Consider the following 21,154-nt stretch of genomic DNA (forward strand, 5'->3'; position numbering starts at 1 on the left):
GCGAAGCGCCGGATGAGGGCTCTCTCTCGGCGAATTCAATTGAGAGTGAGACTCGCGGAGAGAACCCCTCACCCGTCTCGCCGCTACGCGGCGCGCCACCCTCTCCCACTAGGCAGCACTAAGGCATTTGAAGTTCTTCGCTGCGGCCATCCTTCGAGACGCCCGCTTTAGGCGGGCTCCTCAGGATGAGGACGGAGTGCGCGGCAGCCGTTCAACGGGCACCGACCCTGATTAGCCTCATCCTGAGGAGGCGCGTCAGCGCCGTCTCGAAGGACGAGGCGTGCGCGCAGATCGCCGCCACAAGTCATATGCGATTGCCCTGCACAACAAGGGGAGAGGGTAAAGAGGTAGTTTTGTTCGCCAGCCGAAACCGCAGCGTGAACTCCGCACCGCCGCCGGGGAGGTTCTGCACCGCGACCGTGGCGGCGTGATCGTCCGCCACGGCGCGCACGATCGAGAGTCCTAGCCCCGCGCCGTCACTGCGCCGGCGGTCGGCGCGCCAGAAGCGCTGGAAGATCAGCTCGCGCTCAGCCTCCGCAATCCCCGGGCCGGAATCGCGCACGCGCACCGAACCGTCCTCCCCCACCTCGACCTCGACGGTGGTGCCCTCCGCCGTGAACTTGATGGCGTTTTCGGCAAGATTGAACACCGCGCGCTGCAGCATCTCCGAATTGCCGTGGATCAGGACCGGCGCGTCGGTGCCCTTCAGCGCGATGTCCTTGCGTTGGGCAATCGCGAACGGGGCGATCGAGCCGACCACCTCGGCACAGACGGCGCGCAAATCCGCGGTCTCGCCGGGATCGAGCACCAGGGTGTCGAGCTCGGCGATCTCCAGCAGCTGGGCGACGATCCGGCTCATGGCCTCGATGTCGGCATGCAGCGCCTGCCGTTCGGCGCCGTCGCCGAGCGTCTCGATCCGCGTGCGCAGGATTGCGAGCGGCGTGCGCAATTGATGCGCGGCATCCGCCGTGAACTGCCGCTGCACGCGAAAGCCGGCCTCGAGGCGGTCGAGCGCCTGGTTCACGGCGGTGACCAGCGGCACGATCTCGCGCGGAATCCGCGCCGTCGGCAGCCGGATATCGGTGCGCGCGGGGCCGATATTGCTGGCATCCTGCGATGCCTTCCACAGCGGCGCGATCGCGCGGCGGAAGATGATGATGTCGGTGGCAAGCAGGACCAGGAGGATGGGGATGGTGATCCAGCCGACCCGCCGGAAGAAGTTCGAGATGATGTCGTCGATGATGACGTCGCGGTGCGCGAGGTCCTCGGCGACTTGAATGCGCACCGTCCTGCCGGCGATGTCCCGGGTGACGCCGGCGCCGGAGATGGTCTCGGAGAAGCGTGATGGCGCCGCAGCGGCGGAACGCCGGTGCGAGGAGAACAGCGATCTTCCGTCGGAATCGCGAATGTCGAACTGGTAGCGGCCGTAAGCGTCCGAATAAAGACCCTTGAGGCTGTCGGGCAGGTTGAAGGTCAACGTGCCGTCCGGCTGCGCGACGATGCGCTCCGCCAGCACCTCGGCCTGCGCGCGCATGGCATCGCGATGCAGCTGGTCGATCTCGGAGTTGAGTAGCCAGAACAACACCAGCGGCAGGAAGATCGCGACCACCGCGACCGCGACGATGTGCAGGAACACGATGCGCGAGATCAGCGATTTGAAGGTCAGCGATCCGGCACGGCCCGCGGCGGGCACGTTATTTCTCCTCGGTCATGAGATAGCCGACGCCACGGATAGTATGGATCACAACCTTGGCGCCGTGCTCGGTCAGCTGCTTGCGCAACCGTGACACGTAGACCTCGACCGCGTTGGAGGCGACCTCGCCGTCGAGCCCGAAGATGTGGTCCTCGACGTTCTTCTTCGGTACCACCCGCCCCTGTCGGCGCAGCAGGATCTCGAGCACCGAGGTCTCGCGCGCGGAGATAATCCGCGGCTGGTCGTCGACGAAGATCTGCCGGCTCTCGGTGTCATAGACGAGGTTGGCGAGAGTGAGCGAGCGGCCGAGCAACTGGCCGGGGCGGCGCAAGATGGCCTCCAGCCGCGCCACCAGCTCCTCCATCGCAAACGGTTTTGCCAGATAATCATCGGCGCCGCTGCGTAGGCCGGTGACACGGTCCTGCAAGCCGCCGCGCGCAGTCAGCACCAGAACCGGCAGCGGCTCCATCTGGTGACGCAACTCGCGCAGCACCGACAGGCCGTCGCCGTCGGGCAGGCCGAGGTCGAGGATCATCGCGGCATAGCTGACGCTGTTCACCGCCTCGCGCGCCTCGGCCGCGCTGCCCACGATGTCGCTCTCATAGCCGGCTGCGGCCAGCCCACCAGCCACGAGCCGCGACAGCTCCGCATTGTCCTCGACGATCAGAAGCCGCATCGCATATCCGCTGATAGCCCGGTGTCATCGCACGGCTCGCGCCGCATCGGTGCTCTCTTCCACCATTCCGAGCGCATCGGCCAGCGAAAAAGCGTACGACTGACCAGTCAAGGGGTACGCTGCCCCTCGAAGGCCGCTCTGAGCGCAGCCAGCTGGTCGTCCGTTGCTCCCAGCTCTGCCTCGGCCCGACTGGCCGTCAAATCCACATAGGGGATTGGCTGATCAAACTGGCACGCCGTGAAGTCGTACCGCTCGCCTCCGATCCGGTTGTAGAAATGATCGCCGGCGGGAAGAGGCGTCTTCAGCAAGTCGCCGCCGAAGAGCTCGTGAACGAGCAGCGAGGTGACGTTGCATTGTCCTGCCGCCGGATTGCTCGCCGTCCATTGGCTGGCCGTCGACAGCGACCACGCCCGGCGCAATGCGCTTTGAACTTGATCGGGATCGAAGCTCATCGGATCCCCTGGGCCTGGCAGCCGAGCCGCAATGCGGATTCTGCGATCATCGGCTTCTACCACTGTTTTGCCCGACGCATCAAGCGGGAGTTCGGTAATTCAGCAGAAAGCTTGCGCTGCGCCGCCAAGTCATTGATAAACCTGTCCCCGTCTACTGTGCATGGGGTTGTTTTGCAGCTTTTGTTTGGACGCCCTTCGAACGCCGAAACGACAGCGTCCCGGAGCCATGGCTCCGGGACGCTGCATGCAAAGGGCGATCAACTTTGCGAGCGCCGCGCCATGAAGATGTCGTAGCCGACCTCGGCGACCTGGAACCAGGAATAGCCGTCGCTCGTGAACTTGGCGAGCGAGTCGTTCACTTTCTTGAAGTTCGGGTTGGTCGCAGCGACTTCGGCGTGCAGCTCCTTGGCGGCCTTGTAGCAGGCATCCATGATCGCGGGCGAGAAGGCGTGCAGCTTGGTGCCGCCCGCCAGCAGCTTCCTCAGCGCCAGCGGATTGGCGTTGTCGTAGCGCGCCATCATGTAATTGTTGGCGTAGTGGCCGGCCTGCTCCAGCACGCTCTGGTAATATTTCGGCAGCGCGTTCCACTTATCGAGGTTGACGAAAGCCATCAGCATCGGACCGCCTTCCCACCAGCCGGGATAGTAGTAGTGCGGCGCGATCTTGTAGAAGCCGAGCTTCTCGTCGTCATAAGGCCCGACCCATTCGGCGGCGTCGATCGTGCCCTTCTCCAGCGCCGGATAGATATCGCCGCCGGCGAGCTGCTGCGGCACCACGCCGAGCTTCTGGAGCACGCGGCCGGTGAAGCCGCCGATGCGGAACTTCATGCCCTTGAGATCGTCGGGCGTGTTGACCTCTTTCCTGAACCAGCCGCCCATCTGGCAGCCGGTGTTGCCCGCGAGCAGCGAGATGACGTTGTAGCCCTTGTAGAACTCGTTGAGCACGTCGCGGCCGCCGCCCAGCATGTACCAGGCCTGGTTGATGCGCATGTTGGGACCGAACGGCACGGCCGAGCCGAAGGTGAAGGTCGGGTCCTTGCCGAAATAATAATAGGACGCGGTGTGGCCGATCTCGCAGGTGCCGTTCTGCACGGCGTCGAGCACCTGCAGGCCCGGCACGATTTCGCCGGCCGCGAAGATCTGGATCTGGAATTTGTTGTCGGTCGCCTCGGCGACCATCTTGCACATCATCTCGGCGCCGCCAAACAGCGTGTCGAGCGATTTCGGCCAGCTCGTCGGCATGCGCCATTTGATTTCCGGCAACGACTGCGCGATCGCGGGAGCCGCGAGCGTGGCGGCGCCGGCCGCACCAAGTCCTGTGACCTTGATGAAGTCTCTTCTCTTCATGATTTCCTACCCTGATGGACCTAATTGTGGAGCCTTCTTTGCGAGGCTTGCCGACAGCATGGAACATCACGGGACCGAATGCCATCCCGATTTCACTGCGGCAAAGAAAAAGCCCGGCCTCGCGAGCGAGGCCGGGCCTTTCCGGTCTTACGACCTAAGCCGTAGATCAGCCGCGGGTGCGCGAGCGGATCATGAAGCTGTCGTAGGTATATTCGGCAACCTGCCACCACAGATATTCGTCGGAGCGGTAGGCCTGCATGGCTTCGATCGACTTCTTGAAGTCGGCGTTCTTGCCGGAGACCTCGGCCCACAGCTCGTTGGTCGCCTTGAGGCAGGCTTCCAGCACCTCGTTGGTGAACGGACGCAGCTGGGTGCCGCCAGCGACCAGGCGCTTCAGCGCCGCCGGGTTCTGCATGTCGTACCGCGCAGCCATCCAGCTGTTGGCGGTCGCCGTCGCGTTGGTGAGGATCGCCTGGTAGTTCTTCGGCAGCGCATTGAACTTTTCCAGGTTGGCGAAGGCGTGGACGGTCGGACCGCCCTCCCAGAAACCCGGATAATAGTAGTACTTGGCGACCTTGGCGAAGCCGAGCTTCTCGTCATCATAGGGGCCGACCCACTCGGCGGCGTCGATCGTGCCCTTTTCCAGCGCGGGATAAATGTCGCCGCCAGCGAGCTGCTGCGGCACCACGCCGACCTTCTGCAGCACCTGGCCGGCGATGCCGCCGATGCGCATCTTGAGGCCGGAGAGGTCGGCAACAGTCTTGATCTCCTTGCGGAACCAGCCGCCCATCTGGGTGCCGGTGTTGCCGCACGGGAAGCCGATCACGTTCGACTTTTTGAAGAACTCGTTGGCGAGCTCGTTGCCGCCGCCCTGATAGAGCCACGAATTCTGCTGGCGCGCATTGAGGCCGAACGGCACCGAGGCGAAGATCGCGAAGGTGGGGTCCTTGCCGACGTAGTAGTACGACACGGTGTGGCACATATCGACCGTGCCGTTCGAGGTCGCATCGAGCGCCTGGAGGCCGGGGACGATTTCGCCGGCGGCGAACACCTGAATCTGGAACTTGTTGTCAGTCATCTCGGCGACGTACTTCGCCACCTGCTCGGCGCCGCCATAGATGGTGTCGAGCGACTTCGGGAAGCTCGAAGTCAGGCGCCACTTCACCTCGGGCGAGGATTGCGCGATCGCCGGCGAGGCCACCGCGGTCGCCGCCGCGCCTGCTGCCGACACTTTGAGAAAATCACGACGCTTCATCTTCAGGTCTCTCCTTGCTGGGGCGTTTCCCCTTGACTTCTCTTCTTGCCGCCGCTCGTTCCGGCGACGCGTTGAGGGCGCGTCGAACCGAAGGGGCTTGACTGCGGGGGGCCTTTAACACGGCCAGCCCGGTTTCGGAACGCGACAATGGCATGACGGGGCTCTACGAAAGTCGCATGACCCGGAGCCTGCCGCGGCGACCCCATTCAGGCGGCGGCGATGACACCCTTGAGCTGGTCCCGGACCTGGCCGGCAATGGCGCGGTAGATCGCCGCATGAGGGCCGTCCGGCTCGCTGTCGACCACGGGATTGCCGGCGTCCGAGGTGGCGCGAATCGCCATGTGCAGGGGGATCTCGCCCAGGAATGGGACGCCGAGCTTCTCGGCCTCGTGCCGCGCCCCGCCATGGCCGAAAATATCCGACTTGGTGCCGCAATGCGGGCATTGGAAGTAGCTCATATTCTCGACGATGCCGAGCACGGGCACGTTGACCTTCTTGAACATGGCAAGCCCGCGCCGCGCGTCGATCAGGGACAGGTCCTGCGGGGTCGAGACGATCACGGCGCCCTTGAGCGGCACGTTCTGCGCCAGCGTGAGCTGGGCATCGCCGGTGCCCGGCGGCATGTCGACGACCAGCACGTCGAGCTTGCCCCATTCGACGTCGCGCAGCATCTGCGTCACCGCCGACATCACCATCGGGCCGCGCCAGATCATCGCGGTCTCCTCCTCGACCAGGAAGCCGATCGACATGATCGCGAGCCCGAAGCGCCGAAGCGGAATCATCTTGCGCTCGTCGTTCAGCTCCGGCTTGTCGCGCAGGCCCGTCAGGCGCGGCACCGAGGGGCCGTAGATATCGGCATCGAGCAGCCCGACCTTGAGGCCGAGGTCGCGCAGGCCGAGCGCCAGATTGAGCGCCGTGGTCGACTTTCCGACGCCGCCCTTGCCGGAGGCGACCGCGATTACGGCGGCAACGCCGGGAATTTCCGATTGCCGCGCCATCGGCGACCCACCGCCCTGCGGCGGCTTGTGGGCATGGGCCGGCTGCACGCCGGGCGCGCCGCGGCTCGGCTGCGGGGGTGGCGGCGGCGGCGGAGCCCGGCTTGCGCTCGGCGGTCAGCGCCACCATGACGGTGGTGACGCCGGGAATGCTGCGCACGGCGGCTTCCGCTTCGGCCCGGACGGATTCCCAGGCCCTTGCCTCGGCGGCGTCGACATTGATCGAGAAGAACACCTTGCCGTCGGAGGCGCTGATCGCGCTCAGCACATTGGCATGGGGGAGCGCGACCCCGCGGGGCGACTGGACCCTGGCGAGGCTATCGAGAACCTGTTGCTGCGTCACGCTCAAAGCGCATCTCCTGCAGTTGAGGATGCCCCATTAGAGCGGAAACGCCCAAAAGGCTACTGTCTGCCGATATCGTCCGTCTTTTCGGCCGGCGCCTCCCCCTGCTCCAGGGCAGCCTCGTAGTTCAGCTCGATCATGACCCCGTTGGGGTCGTGGACGAAGATCTGCCAGAGATCGCCACCGGGCACCTGGCGGGCCTCGAACTTGATCTTCTTTGACGCCAGCCGCTGTTTCATACCGTCAAAGCCGCGACTGGCGAAGGCGACATGGTGGACAACGCCGGAATCCGGCTTTTGTGGCTCGTCGGTCGGGGAAATGTCGACGAGGTGAACCACCGGCCTGCCCTCGCTGTACATCCAGGCGCCCGGGAAGGCGAAGTTCGGCCGCGCGCCTTTTTCCAGGCCCAGCACGTCTTCATAGAAGCGGACGGTCTCGGCCAGATTCCGGGTCCGGATGTTGAAATGATCGAGGACGCCCACGCTCACGCCGCCCATGCTCTCGCTCCCTTGTTTTGAAGTCCTTGGGTCGCCACCCTAGCACGGTAGGCTGCCAAACGAAGCCGTTGCCCTCTGGCCTCAAGGGTTTATGGTGCGCCTCCGGTCCGCCCTCACCGCGGAACCCAGGCATCCCTCGCTTGGCAAGAACCGTAAACCCGAACTACGGACAAGGTACCACTATGGCTAAAGTCGCTTTCCTCGGTCTTGGCGTGATGGGCTTCCCCATGGCCGGACACCTCGTGAAAAAAGGGGGCCATGAGGTCACCGTCTACAACCGCACCGCGGCCAAGGCGAAGGAATGGGCGGACAAGTTCGGCGGCAAGACCGCGCCGACGCCGAAGGCCGCCGCCGAGGGGCAGGATTTCGTGATGTGCTGCGTCGGCAACGACAGCGATCTGCGCGCGGTCACGATCGGCCCCGACGGCGCCTTCGCCGGCATGAAGAAGGGTGCGACCTTCGTCGACCACACCACTGCCTCCGCCGAGGTCGCTCGTGAGCTCGACGCAGCCGCCGTCAAAGCCGGCTTCAAATTCGTCGACGCCCCCGTCTCCGGCGGCCAGGCCGGCGCCGAGAACGGCGTGCTGACGGTGATGTGCGGCGGCGCGCAGGACGCCTATTCCGGCGCCGAGCCGATCATCACGGGCGCCTATGCGCGGATGTGCAAGCTGCTCGGGCCCGCCGGAAGCGGCCAGCTGACCAAGATGGTCAACCAGATCTGCATCGCCGGTCTGGTGCAGGGCCTCTCCGAGGGCATCCATTTCGCCAAGAAGAGCGGCCTGGACGTCGCCGCAGTGATCGAGACCATCTCGAAAGGGGCCGCCCAGTCCTGGCAAATGGAAAACCGATACAAGACCATGAACGAGGACAAGTACGATTTCGGCTTCGCGGTCGAGTGGATGCGCAAGGACCTCTCGATCGCGCTGGCCGAAGCCCGCCGCAACGGCGCCAATCTGCCGGTGACCGCGCTGGTCGATCAGTTCTATTCCGAGGTCGAGAAGATGGGCGGCAAGCGCTGGGATACGTCGAGCCTGCTCGCACGCCTGCAACGCTGACGCTCTGTTGCGGCCTGGTTCGGCGTAGCCGGCTTTGAACTTCGTCGCGACCTCGACCGCGACGAGGTTCTGTCAAGCGCCGACCGAAACAACCATAGACTTCCGGGGGGAGCCTTGCTTAGCGTGATCGCCGCCATCCTTGCTGTTGCCCGCGTCGAATTCGCGCCGGAGCTTCGACTCCGAACCGCCAGGATCGCCGCAGGTTTGGGCGTGCGGCGATCCCGGCTCATCGCGCGCCTGCTCCCGGTCGCGCTCCTGATTCTGGTTGGATCTCCCGCGCAGGCGCTTGCCGCATCGCTCGATGGTGCCAGCATTGGCCCGCAATGGGCGCTTCCATTCGCGGGGATGCTGCTCTCGATCGCCATATTTCCGCTCGCAGCGCCTCACTTCTGGGAGCATCACCAAGGCAAGATTGCCGCGATGTGGGCCGCCCTGATCGCGCTGCCGCTTGCAATCTGGTACGGCCCGCTTCCAACCGTCCAAGCGCTCGTTCATACGGCGCTGCTCGAATACGTCCCGTTCATTCTGCTGCTCCTCGCTCTGTTTACCGTCGCCGGCGGAATCGTGGTGCGCGGCAATCTTCACGGCTCCCCCGTCCTGAATACGCTGCTGCTCGCTCTCGGCACTCTGATCGCGAGCGTCATCGGCACGACCGGCGCCTCAATGGTCATGATCCGACCGGTGATCCGCGCCAATGACGATCGGCGGCACAACGCGCACGTCGTGATCTTCTTCATCTTTCTGGTATCCAACATCGGCGGCTCGCTCACGCCGCTGGGAGATCCGCCGCTTTTTTTGGGTTTTCTGCGCGGCGTGGACTTCTTCTGGACGACGACTCACCTGTTCCCCCAGACCACGTTCGCAGCCTGGATTCTGCTCGCCCTGTTCTTTTGCATCGACACTTATTTCTATCGCAAGGAAGGCCGCGTCAAACCGGACCCAACTCCGGACAATCCCTTGCGGATCAGCGGCGGCCTCAACTTCGCTTTGATGGGAGTCATCGTCGCTGCGATCCTCTTGAGTGCCAAGCTGGACCTCGGCGGATTTGAAGTTCTCGGCACGCACCTCCAGCTGCAGAATGTCCTGCGCGATGCTGTGATGATCGGAGTCGTGTTCGCATCTCTCGCCGTCACCTCGAAGGAGGACCACGACGCGAACGGCTTCTCTTGGGGCCCCATGATCGAAGTGGCAAAGCTGTTTGCCGCGATCTTCATCACCATCATTCCCGTGCTCGCGATTCTCAACGCCGGCAAATCCGGCGCGTTTGCCCCCGTCGTAAACATGGTCACCAACGCCGACGGCACGCCGAACAATGCCGCATATTTCTGGTTGACCGGCCTGCTCTCATCCTTTCTCGACAATGCGCCGACCTATCTGGTCTTCTTTGAGCTCGCCGGAGGCGATGCCAAGCATCTGATGACGAACGGCGCCCTCACCCTTGCCGCGATTTCCGCAGGGGCGGTATTCATGGGCGCAAACTCCTACATCGGCAACGCGCCCAATTTCATGGTGTACGCAATTGCCCGAGCGGGTGGTGTCGCAATGCCCGGCTTCTTCGGATACATGGCCTGGACCTCCGTCCTGCTGCTGCCGGTCTTCGGGTTGGTCACGCTCGTTTTCTTCAGATGATCGAAGCCCGGGTTGATGAAGGCGGCCGCCCGGACTGCGTATGAATTAACGCTCGGTTAACGTAATTCTTTAGCTCCTTAAGTCAGCTCTTAAGGATTTCTTGCCAGAGATAGACAATGCAGAAAGCCCGCGTCCGGCGTGGGCAGGAATCCGTGTTGCTTGATGAGTAACCCCGCTGAAAAGCCTGAGGTCGTGCAGCTTCCGGCCGAGCCGGTGAGCGCGCCATCGGCGAGCAGCCGAAGGGCTGCGGCGCAGCGGGTGCGCGAGGCGCGCGACAAGTTAACGTCGACCAGTGGAACCCGGCCGGCTTTCGACGCCGAGATGCTGCGGCAATACGCCCAGACCCGGCTGTCGGCCTCCTATGTCGTGATGCTCCTGGTGGTGGCGACCGGCGTGCTGTTCGGGCTATGGATGCAGCCGATCCCGGCCGCGGCCTGGACCGCCGGCATGCTCTGCATCCACAGCGCCATGATCCGCAGTTGCCGGCGCTTCCTGACCGAGCCCGCCTCTCCGGCCGCGACACGCGCATGGCGGACGCGCTTCGTCGTGCTCGACCTGCTCTATGGCCTGTGCTGGATGGCGATCCTGATCCATCCCGTGCTCGACATGGTCACGGAAACGCTGATGATGTTCTTGATGCTGCTGGTGATCGCAGTATCGAGCATGCTCGCGGCCAATCTGCCGATCGCAGCCCTTGCCGCCACGGCGCCGGTCGCGGTTGCGATGGCGCTAAGCTTCGTGACGACCGGGTCGCTGGACAATTACATCCTGGCAGCGCTGTCGCTGGCCGCCGAAGGCTATTTCGTGCTGCTGGCGCACCGCCTGCACTCCTCCACCTTCGCCACGCTGGAAGCGCGAGCGGAAAAGGACGCGCTGATCGGCGAGCTGGAGCAGGCCAAGGCAATCTCGGACGAAGCGCGCCACCGCGCCGAAGCCGCCAACGTCGCCAAGTCGCGCTTCCTCGCGCAGATGAGCCACGAGCTGCGGACGCCGCTGAACGCCATCCTCGGCTTCTCAGAGGTGATGAAGAGCGAGATTTTCGGCGCGCATGCGGTACCGGTCTACAAGGAATATTCCGCCGACATTCATAATTCCGGCGTGCACCTGCTCAACCTCATCAACGAGATCCTCGATCTGTCGCGGATCGAAGCCGGCCGTTACGAGCTCAATGAGGAAGCGGTGTCCCTGGTCGGTATCGTCGCCGATTGCCATCATCTGATGAAGCTGCGTGCCTCGAGCCGCGGCATCACCATCCACGAAGTGTTCGAGCAGGCGATGCCGCGGCTCTGGGCCGACGAGCGCGCGATCCGCCAGGTCGTGCTCAACCTGCTTTCCAATTCGATCAAGTTCACCCCGCAGGGCGGCGAGATCTGGCTCAAGGCCGGCTGGACCGCCTCCGGCGGACAATATCTCTCGGTGAGGGATTCCGGCTCCGGCATACCCGAGGACGAGATCCCGGTCGTGCTCGCCTCGTTCGGCCAGGGCTCCAACTCGATCAAGTCGGCTGAACAGGGCGCCGGCCTCGGCCTGCCGATCGCCAAGAACCTGATTGACCTGCACGGCGGCACGTTCACGTTGAAATCGAAGCTGCGCATCGGCACCGAGGTGATCGTCACGTTCCCGCCGGAGCGCGTGATGAGCGCGCTTGCCCCACTCTCAGACGATTCTCCACCGCTCCAGCCGGAGAGCTCCGTCGTGCCGGACGAGAAACGCCGGCCGCGGCACAAGCCGATCATGAGTGCCGGCACAGGCTCTTAACGAGATGCTTGCAGACATGCCCGATCATCCCTCACTATGTCCGTATGAGCAAAGAAACGCCGTGCGTCGCCGTGTGCATGATCGATCCCAAGACCAAGCTGTGCTTCGGCTGCGGCCGCACCTTGCCGGAGATCGCACGCTGGCACGCCATGGAGAGCGCGGACCGGCGCGCGATCATGGCCCTGTTGCCGGAGCGCATGACGGAAGCCGGACTGGTGCCGATCGCTGGATCCCCAAAGCACGTCTGATCCGCCTGCGTGCCCTTGGAGGCGCGCGATGATCCGCTTCCTGCTCGTCCTGATCATGCTCGCCGGCACGGCAGGTGCCGTCGTCGCCTATGGCGATCCCGACCAGATCGCGCGCGCCAGCCACAAGGTCTCGCATATTTTTCGCGCACAAGCCGCCTCCCCGGCACCGGCCGTGCAGATCCCGCGCGGCCAAGGCGGCGAATTCACGCTGCGCGCGAAGATCAACGGCGTCACTGCGCCGATGGTGATCGATACCGGCGCGACGTCGGTGGTACTGACCTGGGAAACCGCAAGGGCGATCGGGCTGCCGCTCGAGATGCTTGAATACGACGTCGATCTCGAGACCGCGGGCGGCCACACCAAGGCGGCGCGGCTCACGCTCGACCGTCTCGCCGTCGGCAAGCTGGTCGAGAAGTCGGTGCCGGCCCTCGTCGTGCAACGCGGCCAGATGAAGACCAATCTGCTCGGCATGAGCTTCCTCGACCGGCTGGAAAGCTGGGGCGTGCGCGCCGACACGCTGATGCTGACAGGGTATCCGGAGCAGCAGCGCAGTCCCCGCCGCGCGCGTACGGCGGTCGACTAAAGCGCGATGCGATTAGGATGAATCGTCATCGCGCTTTAGGTAGTTGTTTGAACATGATCTTTTCGGAATACCGCTGCGCACTTTTCCGGATCATGCTCCCGTTCATTTAGGCCGCCTCAGCCGGCGCGCGGGCCCCGACACACGTGATCGCCTCGCGTAGCACGTCGAGACCGGCGCCGGGCTTCACACCCTGCTCGGCCAGATGCCGGCGGAACGCACGCGCGCCGGGCACAGCGTGAAATGCGCCGACGAAATGCCGCGTGATCGCGTGCAGCCGCGTGCCGTGTGCGAGTTGCTCTTCGATGTAGGGCATCATCGCCTCGAGCGCGTCCTGCATGGTGGCGTGCGGCGCCGGCCCGCCGAAGATTTCGTGGTCGACCGCGAGCAGCCGCCACGGCTCCTGATAGGCGGCGCGGCCGAGCATCACGCCGTCGACATGGGCAAGATGCGCCTTTGCCTCGTCGATGCTCCGAACGCCGCCATTGATGATGACGGGCACATCGGGCATCGCGCGCTTCAGCCGGTAGACGCGATCATAGTCGAGCGGCGGGATATCGCGGTTCTCCTTCGGCGACAGGCCGTTGAGCCAGGCCTTGCGGGCGTGCACGATCAACGCATCGCAGCCTGCGGCGACCACCGCACGCGCGAGCGCATCGAGCGCGACCTCCGGATCCTGATCATCGATGCCGATGCGGCACTTCACCGTGACGGGAACGGCGACCACGCGCTTCATCGCGTCGACGCACCTCGCCACCAGCTCCGGCTCGGCCATTAGACAGGCGCCGAAACGGCCATCCTTCACACGATCGGACGGGCAGCCGACATTGAGATTGATCTCGTCATAACCAAAGTCCTCGCCGATCCGTGCCGCCGCCGCGAGTTCGCGCGGATCCGATCCGCCGAGCTGAAGCGCCACGGGATGCTCGACCGCGTCGAACCCAAGCAGCCGCACCCGGTCGCCATGAATGATCGCGCCGGTCGTCAGCATCTCGGTATAAAGCAATCCCCGCCGCGTCAGGTGACGGTGGAACACCCGGCAATGCCGGTCAGTCCAATCCATCATGGGGGCCACGGAAAAGCGATGAGACAACATATGGATCATATAGACTTTCGAGGCCCCGACGGGAATAGCGGATTTCATGACTGAGCCGGGCCCGACGGCACGCTCTGCGAGCCAATGGGCGCGGGGAAGGCCGGCGCCAGACCAGACGGCAAGCGGTTCGCGGCAGCACGGCGCGGCGCCGCGCTCGAACGCGAAACGTCGAGCGCGACCAGTCCGCTGCCAGCGAGTAGCGCGCGAAGTGCATGCTCACGTGGCCCGCCGGAAGATTTGCCTTGATCTCCCGGTGCACATGTCGTGGACACGCTGCGGCGTTATACCAAGCTCAAGCAGCAGCTCGCCCGCGAGCACTCGGGCCAGCTCGCTGGCTTCGACAGGGAGCGCCGGTCCGATGCTCAAGCTCGTGAGACAGCGTCTGAAAACAATCGACCTGCTTTGTGCCCATGCATGTACCGCCTTAGCCACCAGCCGCCCGCGTGAAACGCGAGGGCGACGCCGATAAGGGGAGAGAACGAACGTTTCCTTTCCGAACGGAAGAACGCCGGAACGCAAAGCGGCAGATGACACTATCGAGACTCTCATTCACGTCGCGCATGCGGTGTCCGTGAAAGGCCATCCAGTTCTCGATGCGACGCACGCCTGAACGTCCCAAGCCCGGCTGCGCCAGGAGCTCGGTCTTGGTGTGAAGCGACGCAATCTCGAGGAGGTAGTGCATGCGCGTCACGGGCTCTCTGCCAACCAACGCCGCAAGCGGACTGTGAACCAGAATGCCTGCAATTCGCTCAGGGAGAAGGCTTTGCCCCTGCTTGGGAACGAGAGCTTTCCTCACGGTCAATTCCAGCTAACTTTCAGACGTTCCAAGATCGTTCTAAGAACTCCTCTAGCAAAGCCGATCGGCGTTGTCTCACACATACACGCTGCGGTTGATCTCGATTAGACAGGTTCTAGATCGGGAACCCCAAAGCGACAGCGGAACACGCCTGCAGGGTGACCGCGAGAACGCCAGCTATTGTGTAATGAGAACGGGACGATTCGTGATGCGCTCCGATCTCCATCCGCGCAAGGCTTTTGGAGCTGCGTTCTCTCCCGGTCGTGTTCTAGGCAATGAGTTCCCGGCGCGAGATTGTCGAGAGCAGAGACTCCGCAATCTCCTGCGACCGCACGGCAATCACCGAAAGCAGCGTGTCGCTCAGACCGTGGGAGGATTCCGAATAGCCCTGGAGGTGGATCTGCGGCCGGAAAGCCGGATTGGTCACGAGCCGGTAGTTGCGATCCAGCGCCGCATCGCGAATGTAGCGGCGGATCGGTTCGAGAAACCCGTGCGGCGTATCCCTGTCGTATCCCGTCGCCAGGACGACCACGTCATAAGTCGAACGACGGTTTTCGCCGCGGAACTTGTCGATCACGCCGATCTCGATGCCGTCCGGTCCCGCATCCACATTGGTAATCTCGCTGCGGGGACGCAACACGACCCTTGCATCGCCACCGACGCGCTGCTGGTAGAGCAGCCGATACAGCTGGTCCAGCAGGTCGGAATCGACGACGGCATAGTTGGTGTTCCGGAAGTTGCGGACGATCGCATCCCGCCGCTCGGCAGGCTGCGCGTAGACGAAGTTCGTATAGTCGGGGTTGAAGATCTCGTTGACGAAAGGACTGCTGTCGGACGGCTTGAGAGCATGGCCGCGGAAGATCAGATCGATATGCGCTTCGGGACATCGGCCATGAAGATCGACCGTTACCTCGGTCGCGCTCTGTCCGCCACCGACGACGGCCACACGGACGGACCGGCCGCGCGGGACAACGCGCTCGATCAGGTCGAGATAGCGGCTGGAATGCAGCAGCCTGCGATCGTCGGCAGCCTTGGCAAACACCTGCGGAACATAGGGCTGGCCTCCCACCGCGACCACGAGATTTCGCGCCAGCCGCACGGTCTCCCCGCCGGCGAGCGAGCGCGAATGCACCCGCAACGACGTCACCGTCTGCCCGGCCGTCACCGGCTCGACGGCGACGATGCTCTCGCCGTAAGCGGCCTGCGACTTGAAATGGCCCGCCACCCACTGCAGGTAATCATTGAACTCGACCCTGCTCGGATAGAACGTCCGGCAGTTGATGAAATCCAGCAGGCGGCCGCGCTTGTGCAGGTAGTTCACGAAGGTGAAGGGACTGGTCGGATCGCGCAAGGAGACCAGATCTTTGAGAAACGATATCTGCATGTCGCTGCCCGGAAGCAGCATGCCGCCATGCCAGGTGAAGTGCGGCTGCTTCTCCACGAACAGCGGCGTGCATTTCAGCCGTGATCGCTTCGCGCATTCGTCCAATGCGATGGCGAGTGCGAGGTTGGAAGGCCCGAATCCGACGCCAATGACGTCGTGCTCGATCGCGAGTTGATGAGACATGAAGCCGCGCTCCACTTGCGCTTTAAGACGAGACCGTTGGGCCGGCGGCTGCCGGAAGCCAAAGCCGATCGCCGAAGAAGCGTTCGCGCAACAGCATGACCAGGGTCGCGCGCTTATGGGGAAAGTCGAAATTCTTGATCTTCGCAAACCCCGAGCGATCGAGATTGCGAAGCTGCTGCGTATGCGCCGCCGCCGGCTCCCCGACGATCCGCTGCGTACGGCAATCGTCGAGGAACATGTAGTGCATCAGTGACGGCAGCCACGCGCTGATGTAACGACCGCCGCGAAAAGCGTCCTCGCCCACGACCACGTGCCATCCCCGGTCGTAGTCGTCGGCATCATAGAACGGCGCGATGCGATTTTCCTTGGCCCAATAGAGCTCGAAATAGCCGAACGGCTGCTCGCCGAAGCAGCCGATCAACGGCAGCAGATGGGGATCGGCCAGGATGCCGGCCAGATATCGCCGATGCTTGTCGAGATCGCCAGCCTCGTTCCAGAATGCATCGACGCGAGGGTCGTTCATCCAGCGGTGCAACAAATCGAGATCATTCTCGAGATCGGCCACACGAAACGAGATGACCTCCGACAGCCAGGGAATGAAACGGCCGTACACCTTTCCCGTCGGCTTTGCGGCGCGGCGCGGATGGCGCTTGCCGTCCGTCATGACGTGGAGTTGCGGCAATGGCGGTCGCCCGGGGTTGACGAGCCAGTTGTCCCGCCGCTGCATGACCAGTTCGGGCAGCAGCACCAGTTGCCCCTCGGACATGATCGCGAGACCACTCTCGGTCAGCTCTCGTGCAAGCGGCGCTCTTCCAGCGAAGTCCAGAACGAGCCGATCGGCGCCAGGTCGCCAGGCAAACAGCGCCTCGGCGGACGCCGACACCGCCCGTGCCGCAACCTCGCGGTCGTCCGAGGCATTCAGGATCTCGATGTGATCGACGCGCTCGCGCAGACGCAGTTCCAACGCGGTCACATCGGCGGCCACGACGCGAAGGCGATCGCCCTCCTGGAAAACGGTCTGGCCAGAATATGGGCCGACCGGGAACGCACGAGGCCCGGTCCCGGAATCCGAAGCCTTGTTCATCCGGCCCTCGCATCTCGATCATCGCTGAGGCGTGGTGTAGATCACTCGCCTACAGGCTGACAACAAATGCGCGCACACGCAGATTAGATTCTCTACAAATCTGACGGCCTGTCGCAGAACGGGATCGCATGCTGTTGTTGCATGTGACAAAGAGCACTCGCTCCGTCACAATAGGCTCTAAAGCGGCGCGTCAATTGGAACCGCGGAAACGCCCGCGACGTCATCTGCTTTCGTCTCGCTTCCGACGATCTTGCCGTCGCGCAGCCGCACCAGATGATCCGCAATCCCGAAATAGCGGTCATCGTGCGAAATCACGATGATGGTCTTTCCGAGACGCTTCAGATCGGGCAGCAGCTCCGTATAGAAGATGTGCCGGAACGCCGGATCCTGATCCGCGGCCCATTCGTCAAACACGAGCACGGGTCTTTCCTCGAGCCATGCATTCATCAGCGCCAATCGCTTGCGCTGTCCGGTCGACAGGTCCGTCGTCGTGAACACGCCGTTCTCGACCGAGACCTTGTGCGCGACCTCCAGCCGCTGGAGATAGCGTTCCGCGACATCAGGAACCACGCCCTCTCCACGAATGAGATCCTCAAACAGATAATAGTCGGAGAAGATGGTCGTGAAGAGCTGGCGGTAGTCGTCGCGTGTCTCCGTCAGGACCGGCGAACCGTCGCGCAGCACGGCACCGCCATGCGGAGCATAAAGGCCCAGCAACAACTTGATCAGGGTCGTCTTTCCGCTGCCGTTCTGCCCCACGATGAAGACGATGTCGCCTTGCCGAACGAGCAGATCAACCGGCCCGAGAACAAAGGGATCGCTGCCCGGCACGGCGCGAAAGGCATAGGTGACGCCGCGAAGCTCGATGGATTCGATGGCGGACTTGCCCGGTGCAGCGGGAGCACTGGCCAGCAGATCGTGCTCGGGGGTCGAGAACTGCTCCGAGAGCTCCGCAATGCGGCGCATCGCGACCTGGGCGCGGCCGAGCGCCGGCAGGATGCCGATGACCTGGTCGATGGGCCCGCGCATAAAGAGCAGCACCAGCACGAAGCCGCTGGACACCGCAGCGGGACTGTCGGGCCACAGGAACGGTCGCAAGGTCAGCGCCACGCCGATCACGACAAAGAACAGCATCGTCCCGAACGCCCGCGCCGTCACGAACAGATTGATCGACCTGATCTGCACCGAGCTAATCCGGTCGACGGTCTGCTGGAGCTGCTCGACATAGACGCGCCGACGGCGCACGCGATTAAGGCGCAGCTCCTTGGCACCTTCGGCGATCGCACGATACTGCTTGTGCAGCTGATCTTCGGCCTCTCGCGCGGTGCTGAAGCCGCGAACGCCGCGCGTCCTCGCATATCCATGCGCCAGCGATCCCAGCACGATGACTGCTCCCGTGATCAGGAAAAGCTGCCAAGACAGCACCGCCAGGTAAACCATGCAGCCGAGCGCGATCACGAGCGATACGAAAAAGGACGAAAAGAAGAACGCGAAATCGCTGATCGTGTCGACGTCCTGCGTGAGAACCGGGATCAGGCGATGAGTCCGGTAGATTTCGAGCTGATCGATCGGCGCAGCCAGAATTTTGGCGGCGAGCGACTTGCGAAGCTCGGCGATGATCCGCTGTCCGACATAATTGGCGCTGATGTCGGCGCCGATGGAACCGATCAGGATCAGAAGGCACAGGCCAGCGAAGGCGAAAAACAGCGTTACCACGTCGGCCTGCGTGGCATAAAGCCCGTGATTCACGACCGCGAGCAACGCCGCGACGGAGGCACCGCCGACCACTCCCAGAACGCTGCCGCCGAGCACGAGTGGCCAATAAGGCCGCAGGAGCTGCAGGATCTGCGTCGTCAGGCCGCTTCGTGAGTTCATGATGAGAGCCGCGCTGGAGAGACCTGAAGCGAACCTATATGGCCGGACAAGTCGTGCCGAAGTGATGCGAATACATGATGGCGGCCCCGCAACTCCAGCGCTTATTTTCGCTGCTCTTTCGATGGATTCTAATTTGGGATCGGCAATGCCTTTAATATGATGCGGGTAGTATCGCTTTTGCATCGCAGCCGGCGAGCGAGCAGGATTTATGATCCAGAGCCGTGCCAGGCCGCGACATCCGGACATCGAAGTGCTTGCAGGCTGGCATCGGACAGGGCCGGTGGAGAATGAGTTTGAACTTGCTGATCTCCGAAACCCGCATCGCGCTTCCCGACGCCGCCGGCCTCGCCGCGCGGATGATCGATCATCTGGCCGAGCATGACATCGCGTTCGAGGACCGGGGCGGTCTCATGGTGGCGAAACTGCCGTTCGGCACCAGTTCCCTCGCCGTCGAGGCCGAAGCGCTCAAGATCCGCGTCGAGGCCAACGACAAGGGCAATCTGGAAATGCTGCGCTCGGTCGTAGCCTCGCATGTGATCGAGTTCGCGGGCGACATTGCCCCGACCATCATTTGGTCCGGTCACGAATCCAGCGGCGGCACGCTGGCCAATTTCCGCGAAGTGCGGCTGAAGTCCGCGATCACCCTGACGCCGCACATGCGGCGGCTGACCTTCACGGGCGACGATATCGCCCGTTTCGTGAATGACGACGACCTGCACGTGCGGCTGTACTTCCCGCCCGAGGGCCTCGCCAAGCCCGAATGGCCGTGGCCCGCGCCCGACGGACGTATCCTGTGGCCGGAGCCCGACCGCAGGCCCGTCACCCGCTATTACACGATCCGCCGCATCGACTTGCAGAGCCGCGAGATCGACATCGACTTCGTGGTCCATGATCATGCCGGGCCGGGCTCGGCGTTCGCCGTCAACGCGACGGCCGGCGCCATCTGCGGCATGGCCGGCCCGCTCGGCCGGGGCATTCGTCCGGCGCGCTGGATGCTGCTGGCGGGCGACGAAACCGCCCTGCCCGCCATCGCGCGAATCTTGGAGACGCTGCCGGCGACAGCGGCGGGTGAGGCCTTTATCGAGGCCGCGGATCGGCGCGAGGAATTTCCGCTGGTCGCCCCGGCCGGGGTAGCGATCCGCTGGTTGCATCGCAAAGGCCGTCCAGCCGGGACGACGCAGCTCCTGGTCGACGCCGTCAAGGCGGTGCGATGGCCGGACCATCAGGACGTCTTCGCCTGGGTCGCGTGTGAGGCGCAGGCGCTGAAGGCCCTGCGCAACCATCTGCGCGATGAGCGAAAGCTTTCCCGCGACCAACTTCTGGCCGTCGCCTATTGGAGCCTGCGCCAACCATGACGATCCAACATGCGCAGACGAGCGAACGGACGCTCGCCTTGCCAAGCAACGTCACGCAGGCCTCGCCGGAAGCGCCCGCCCCCTTGTTCGAGCTCGACCAGGTCGGCTTCGCGGTGGCCGGGCGCGCGCTGCTCGAACCGCTGACGCTATCCCTTCCCGCACGCAGCGTCGTCGGGCTGATCGGCCATAATGGCTCCGGCAAATCGACCTTGCTGAAATTGTTGTCGCGCCAGCAACCGAGCTCGTCGGGAACGATTCGTTTCGAAGGCCGCGCACTGCGCGCCTGGAGCGATCGGGACTATGCCCGCAAGGTCGCCTACCTGCCGCAGCAGACGCCGCCCGCCGCCGGCATGCTGGTCAAGGAGCTGGTCGCACTCGGCCGCTATCCCTGGCACGGCGCGCTCGGACGGTTCGGTGACATCGACCGCGAGAAGGTCGCAAACGCCATGGCGTTAACCCATATCGAACCCTTTGCGGATCGCCTGCTCGATACGTTGTCCGGCGGCGAGCGCCAGCGGGTGTGGATCGCCATGCTGGTTGCGCAGGACGCCGAGTGCCTGCTGCTCGACGAGCCGACCTCGGCGCTCGACATCGCTCATCAGATCGAAGTGCTGTCGCTGGTCAGGCAGCTCGCCCGCGAGCGCAATCTCGGCGTGGTCGTGGTGCTCCACGACGTCAACATGGCCGCCCGGTTCTGCGACGAGATCATCGCGCTGCATTCCGGGAAGCTGATCGCGCGCGGCACACCGGACAAGATCATGACGCCGGCCGAGCTCGAAACCATCTACGGCATCCCCATGGGCGTGATGCCGTCGCCGGACCATGGCCATCTCATCAGCTTCGCGCGGTGAGCG

General features: G+C 63.9%; 17 protein-coding genes and 1 pseudogene. 7 read left to right on the plus strand and 11 right to left on the minus strand.

The features are described from left to right. Positions 1–304 precede the first annotated feature (304 nt). The 7 genes and pseudogenes from ABIA45_RS12595 to ABIA45_RS12625 all read right to left on the minus strand — a co-directional run bounded on the left by ABIA45_RS12595 (position 305) and on the right by ABIA45_RS12625 (position 7,257). Entirely contained in the window at positions 305–1,693 is a 1,389-nt protein-coding gene (locus ABIA45_RS12595; RefSeq protein WP_271547245.1) for an ATP-binding protein, read from the minus strand. Position 1,694: 1 nt separating this feature from the next. Beyond that, positions 1,695–2,369, minus strand: coding sequence for a response regulator transcription factor (locus tag ABIA45_RS12600; RefSeq protein ID WP_157282346.1), 675 nt, complete (start codon positions 2,367–2,369; stop codon positions 1,695–1,697). Positions 2,370–2,476: 107 nt separating this feature from the next. Then, on the minus strand, positions 2,477–2,821 hold the full coding sequence (locus ABIA45_RS12605; protein WP_275500216.1) for a hypothetical protein: 345 nt from the start codon (positions 2,819–2,821) through the stop codon (positions 2,477–2,479). Between the two features lie 257 nt (positions 2,822–3,078). Further along, positions 3,079–4,167, minus strand: a complete 1,089-nt coding sequence (locus tag ABIA45_RS12610) for a TRAP transporter substrate-binding protein (protein ID WP_271547247.1) — start codon at positions 4,165–4,167, stop codon at positions 3,079–3,081. A gap of 166 nt (positions 4,168–4,333) precedes the next feature. Next, positions 4,334–5,422 (minus strand): TRAP transporter substrate-binding protein, encoded by a 1,089-nt coding sequence (locus tag ABIA45_RS12615; RefSeq protein WP_157282349.1) that lies wholly within the window; start codon positions 5,420–5,422, stop codon positions 4,334–4,336. Between the two features lie 206 nt (positions 5,423–5,628). Continuing rightward, positions 5,629–6,766 (minus strand): annotated as a pseudogene (locus ABIA45_RS12620) (Mrp/NBP35 family ATP-binding protein). 53 nt (positions 6,767–6,819) lie between these two features. After that, complete coding sequence (locus ABIA45_RS12625) at positions 6,820–7,257, minus strand: VOC family protein (RefSeq protein WP_271547248.1); 438 nt, start codon at positions 7,255–7,257, stop codon at positions 6,820–6,822. Positions 7,258–7,439: 182 nt separating this feature from the next. Between ABIA45_RS12625 and ABIA45_RS12630 the strand changes: the two genes are divergently transcribed. The 5 genes from ABIA45_RS12630 to ABIA45_RS12650 all read left to right on the plus strand — a co-directional run bounded on the left by ABIA45_RS12630 (position 7,440) and on the right by ABIA45_RS12650 (position 12,530). Continuing rightward, complete coding sequence (locus tag ABIA45_RS12630) at positions 7,440–8,312, plus strand: NAD(P)-dependent oxidoreductase (RefSeq protein ID WP_404652221.1); 873 nt, start codon at positions 7,440–7,442, stop codon at positions 8,310–8,312. A 210-nt stretch (positions 8,313–8,522) separates the two neighbouring features. Continuing rightward, positions 8,523–9,941 (plus strand): sodium:proton antiporter, encoded by a 1,419-nt coding sequence (locus tag ABIA45_RS12635; RefSeq protein ID WP_404655662.1) that lies wholly within the window; start codon positions 8,523–8,525, stop codon positions 9,939–9,941. A 162-nt stretch (positions 9,942–10,103) separates the two neighbouring features. Next, complete coding sequence (locus ABIA45_RS12640; protein ID WP_036001601.1) at positions 10,104–11,699, plus strand: HAMP domain-containing sensor histidine kinase; 1,596 nt, start codon at positions 10,104–10,106, stop codon at positions 11,697–11,699. 44 nt (positions 11,700–11,743) lie between these two features. After that, positions 11,744–11,947 carry a DUF1289 domain-containing protein gene (locus ABIA45_RS12645; protein WP_036022214.1) on the plus strand — a complete coding sequence of 68 codons (204 nt, stop codon included), beginning with the start codon at positions 11,744–11,746 and terminating at the stop codon, positions 11,945–11,947. A gap of 28 nt (positions 11,948–11,975) precedes the next feature. Then, on the plus strand, positions 11,976–12,530 hold the full coding sequence (locus tag ABIA45_RS12650; protein ID WP_036001607.1) for a TIGR02281 family clan AA aspartic protease: 555 nt from the start codon (positions 11,976–11,978) through the stop codon (positions 12,528–12,530). A gap of 106 nt (positions 12,531–12,636) precedes the next feature. On the opposite strand, the gene dusA is transcribed toward ABIA45_RS12650, so the two are convergent. The 4 genes from dusA to ABIA45_RS12670 all read right to left on the minus strand — a co-directional run bounded on the left by dusA (position 12,637) and on the right by ABIA45_RS12670 (position 18,945). Next, positions 12,637–13,623: a tRNA dihydrouridine(20/20a) synthase DusA gene (gene dusA / locus ABIA45_RS12655; protein ID WP_275510200.1), complete on the minus strand. Its 987-nt coding sequence runs from the start codon at positions 13,621–13,623 to the stop codon at positions 12,637–12,639. Positions 13,624–14,687: 1,064 nt separating this feature from the next. Beyond that, entirely contained in the window at positions 14,688–15,986 is a 1,299-nt protein-coding gene (locus ABIA45_RS12660; RefSeq protein ID WP_404652224.1) for a lysine N(6)-hydroxylase/L-ornithine N(5)-oxygenase family protein, read from the minus strand. Between the two features lie 22 nt (positions 15,987–16,008). Next, on the minus strand, positions 16,009–17,070 hold the full coding sequence (locus ABIA45_RS12665; RefSeq protein ID WP_404652226.1) for a GNAT family N-acetyltransferase: 1,062 nt from the start codon (positions 17,068–17,070) through the stop codon (positions 16,009–16,011). 177 nt (positions 17,071–17,247) lie between these two features. Beyond that, entirely contained in the window at positions 17,248–18,945 is a 1,698-nt protein-coding gene (locus ABIA45_RS12670; protein ID WP_404652228.1) for a cyclic peptide export ABC transporter, read from the minus strand. 299 nt (positions 18,946–19,244) lie between these two features. Here ABIA45_RS12670 and ABIA45_RS12675 point away from each other — a divergent pair, with 299 nt between their 5' ends. Together ABIA45_RS12675 and ABIA45_RS12680 are read left to right on the plus strand one after the other, a co-directional pair. Then, positions 19,245–20,300, plus strand: a complete 1,056-nt coding sequence (locus ABIA45_RS12675) for a DUF2218 domain-containing protein (protein ID WP_404652230.1) — start codon at positions 19,245–19,247, stop codon at positions 20,298–20,300. Then, positions 20,297–21,151, plus strand: a complete 855-nt coding sequence (locus tag ABIA45_RS12680) for an ATP-binding cassette domain-containing protein (protein WP_404652232.1) — start codon at positions 20,297–20,299, stop codon at positions 21,149–21,151. Before ABIA45_RS12675 ends, ABIA45_RS12680 begins: the two co-directional genes overlap by 4 nt. Positions 21,152–21,154 lie beyond the last annotated feature (3 nt).

This window comes from Bradyrhizobium sp. USDA 336, assembly GCF_044908355.1.
Taxonomy (GTDB): domain Bacteria; phylum Pseudomonadota; class Alphaproteobacteria; order Rhizobiales; family Xanthobacteraceae; genus Bradyrhizobium; species Bradyrhizobium yuanmingense.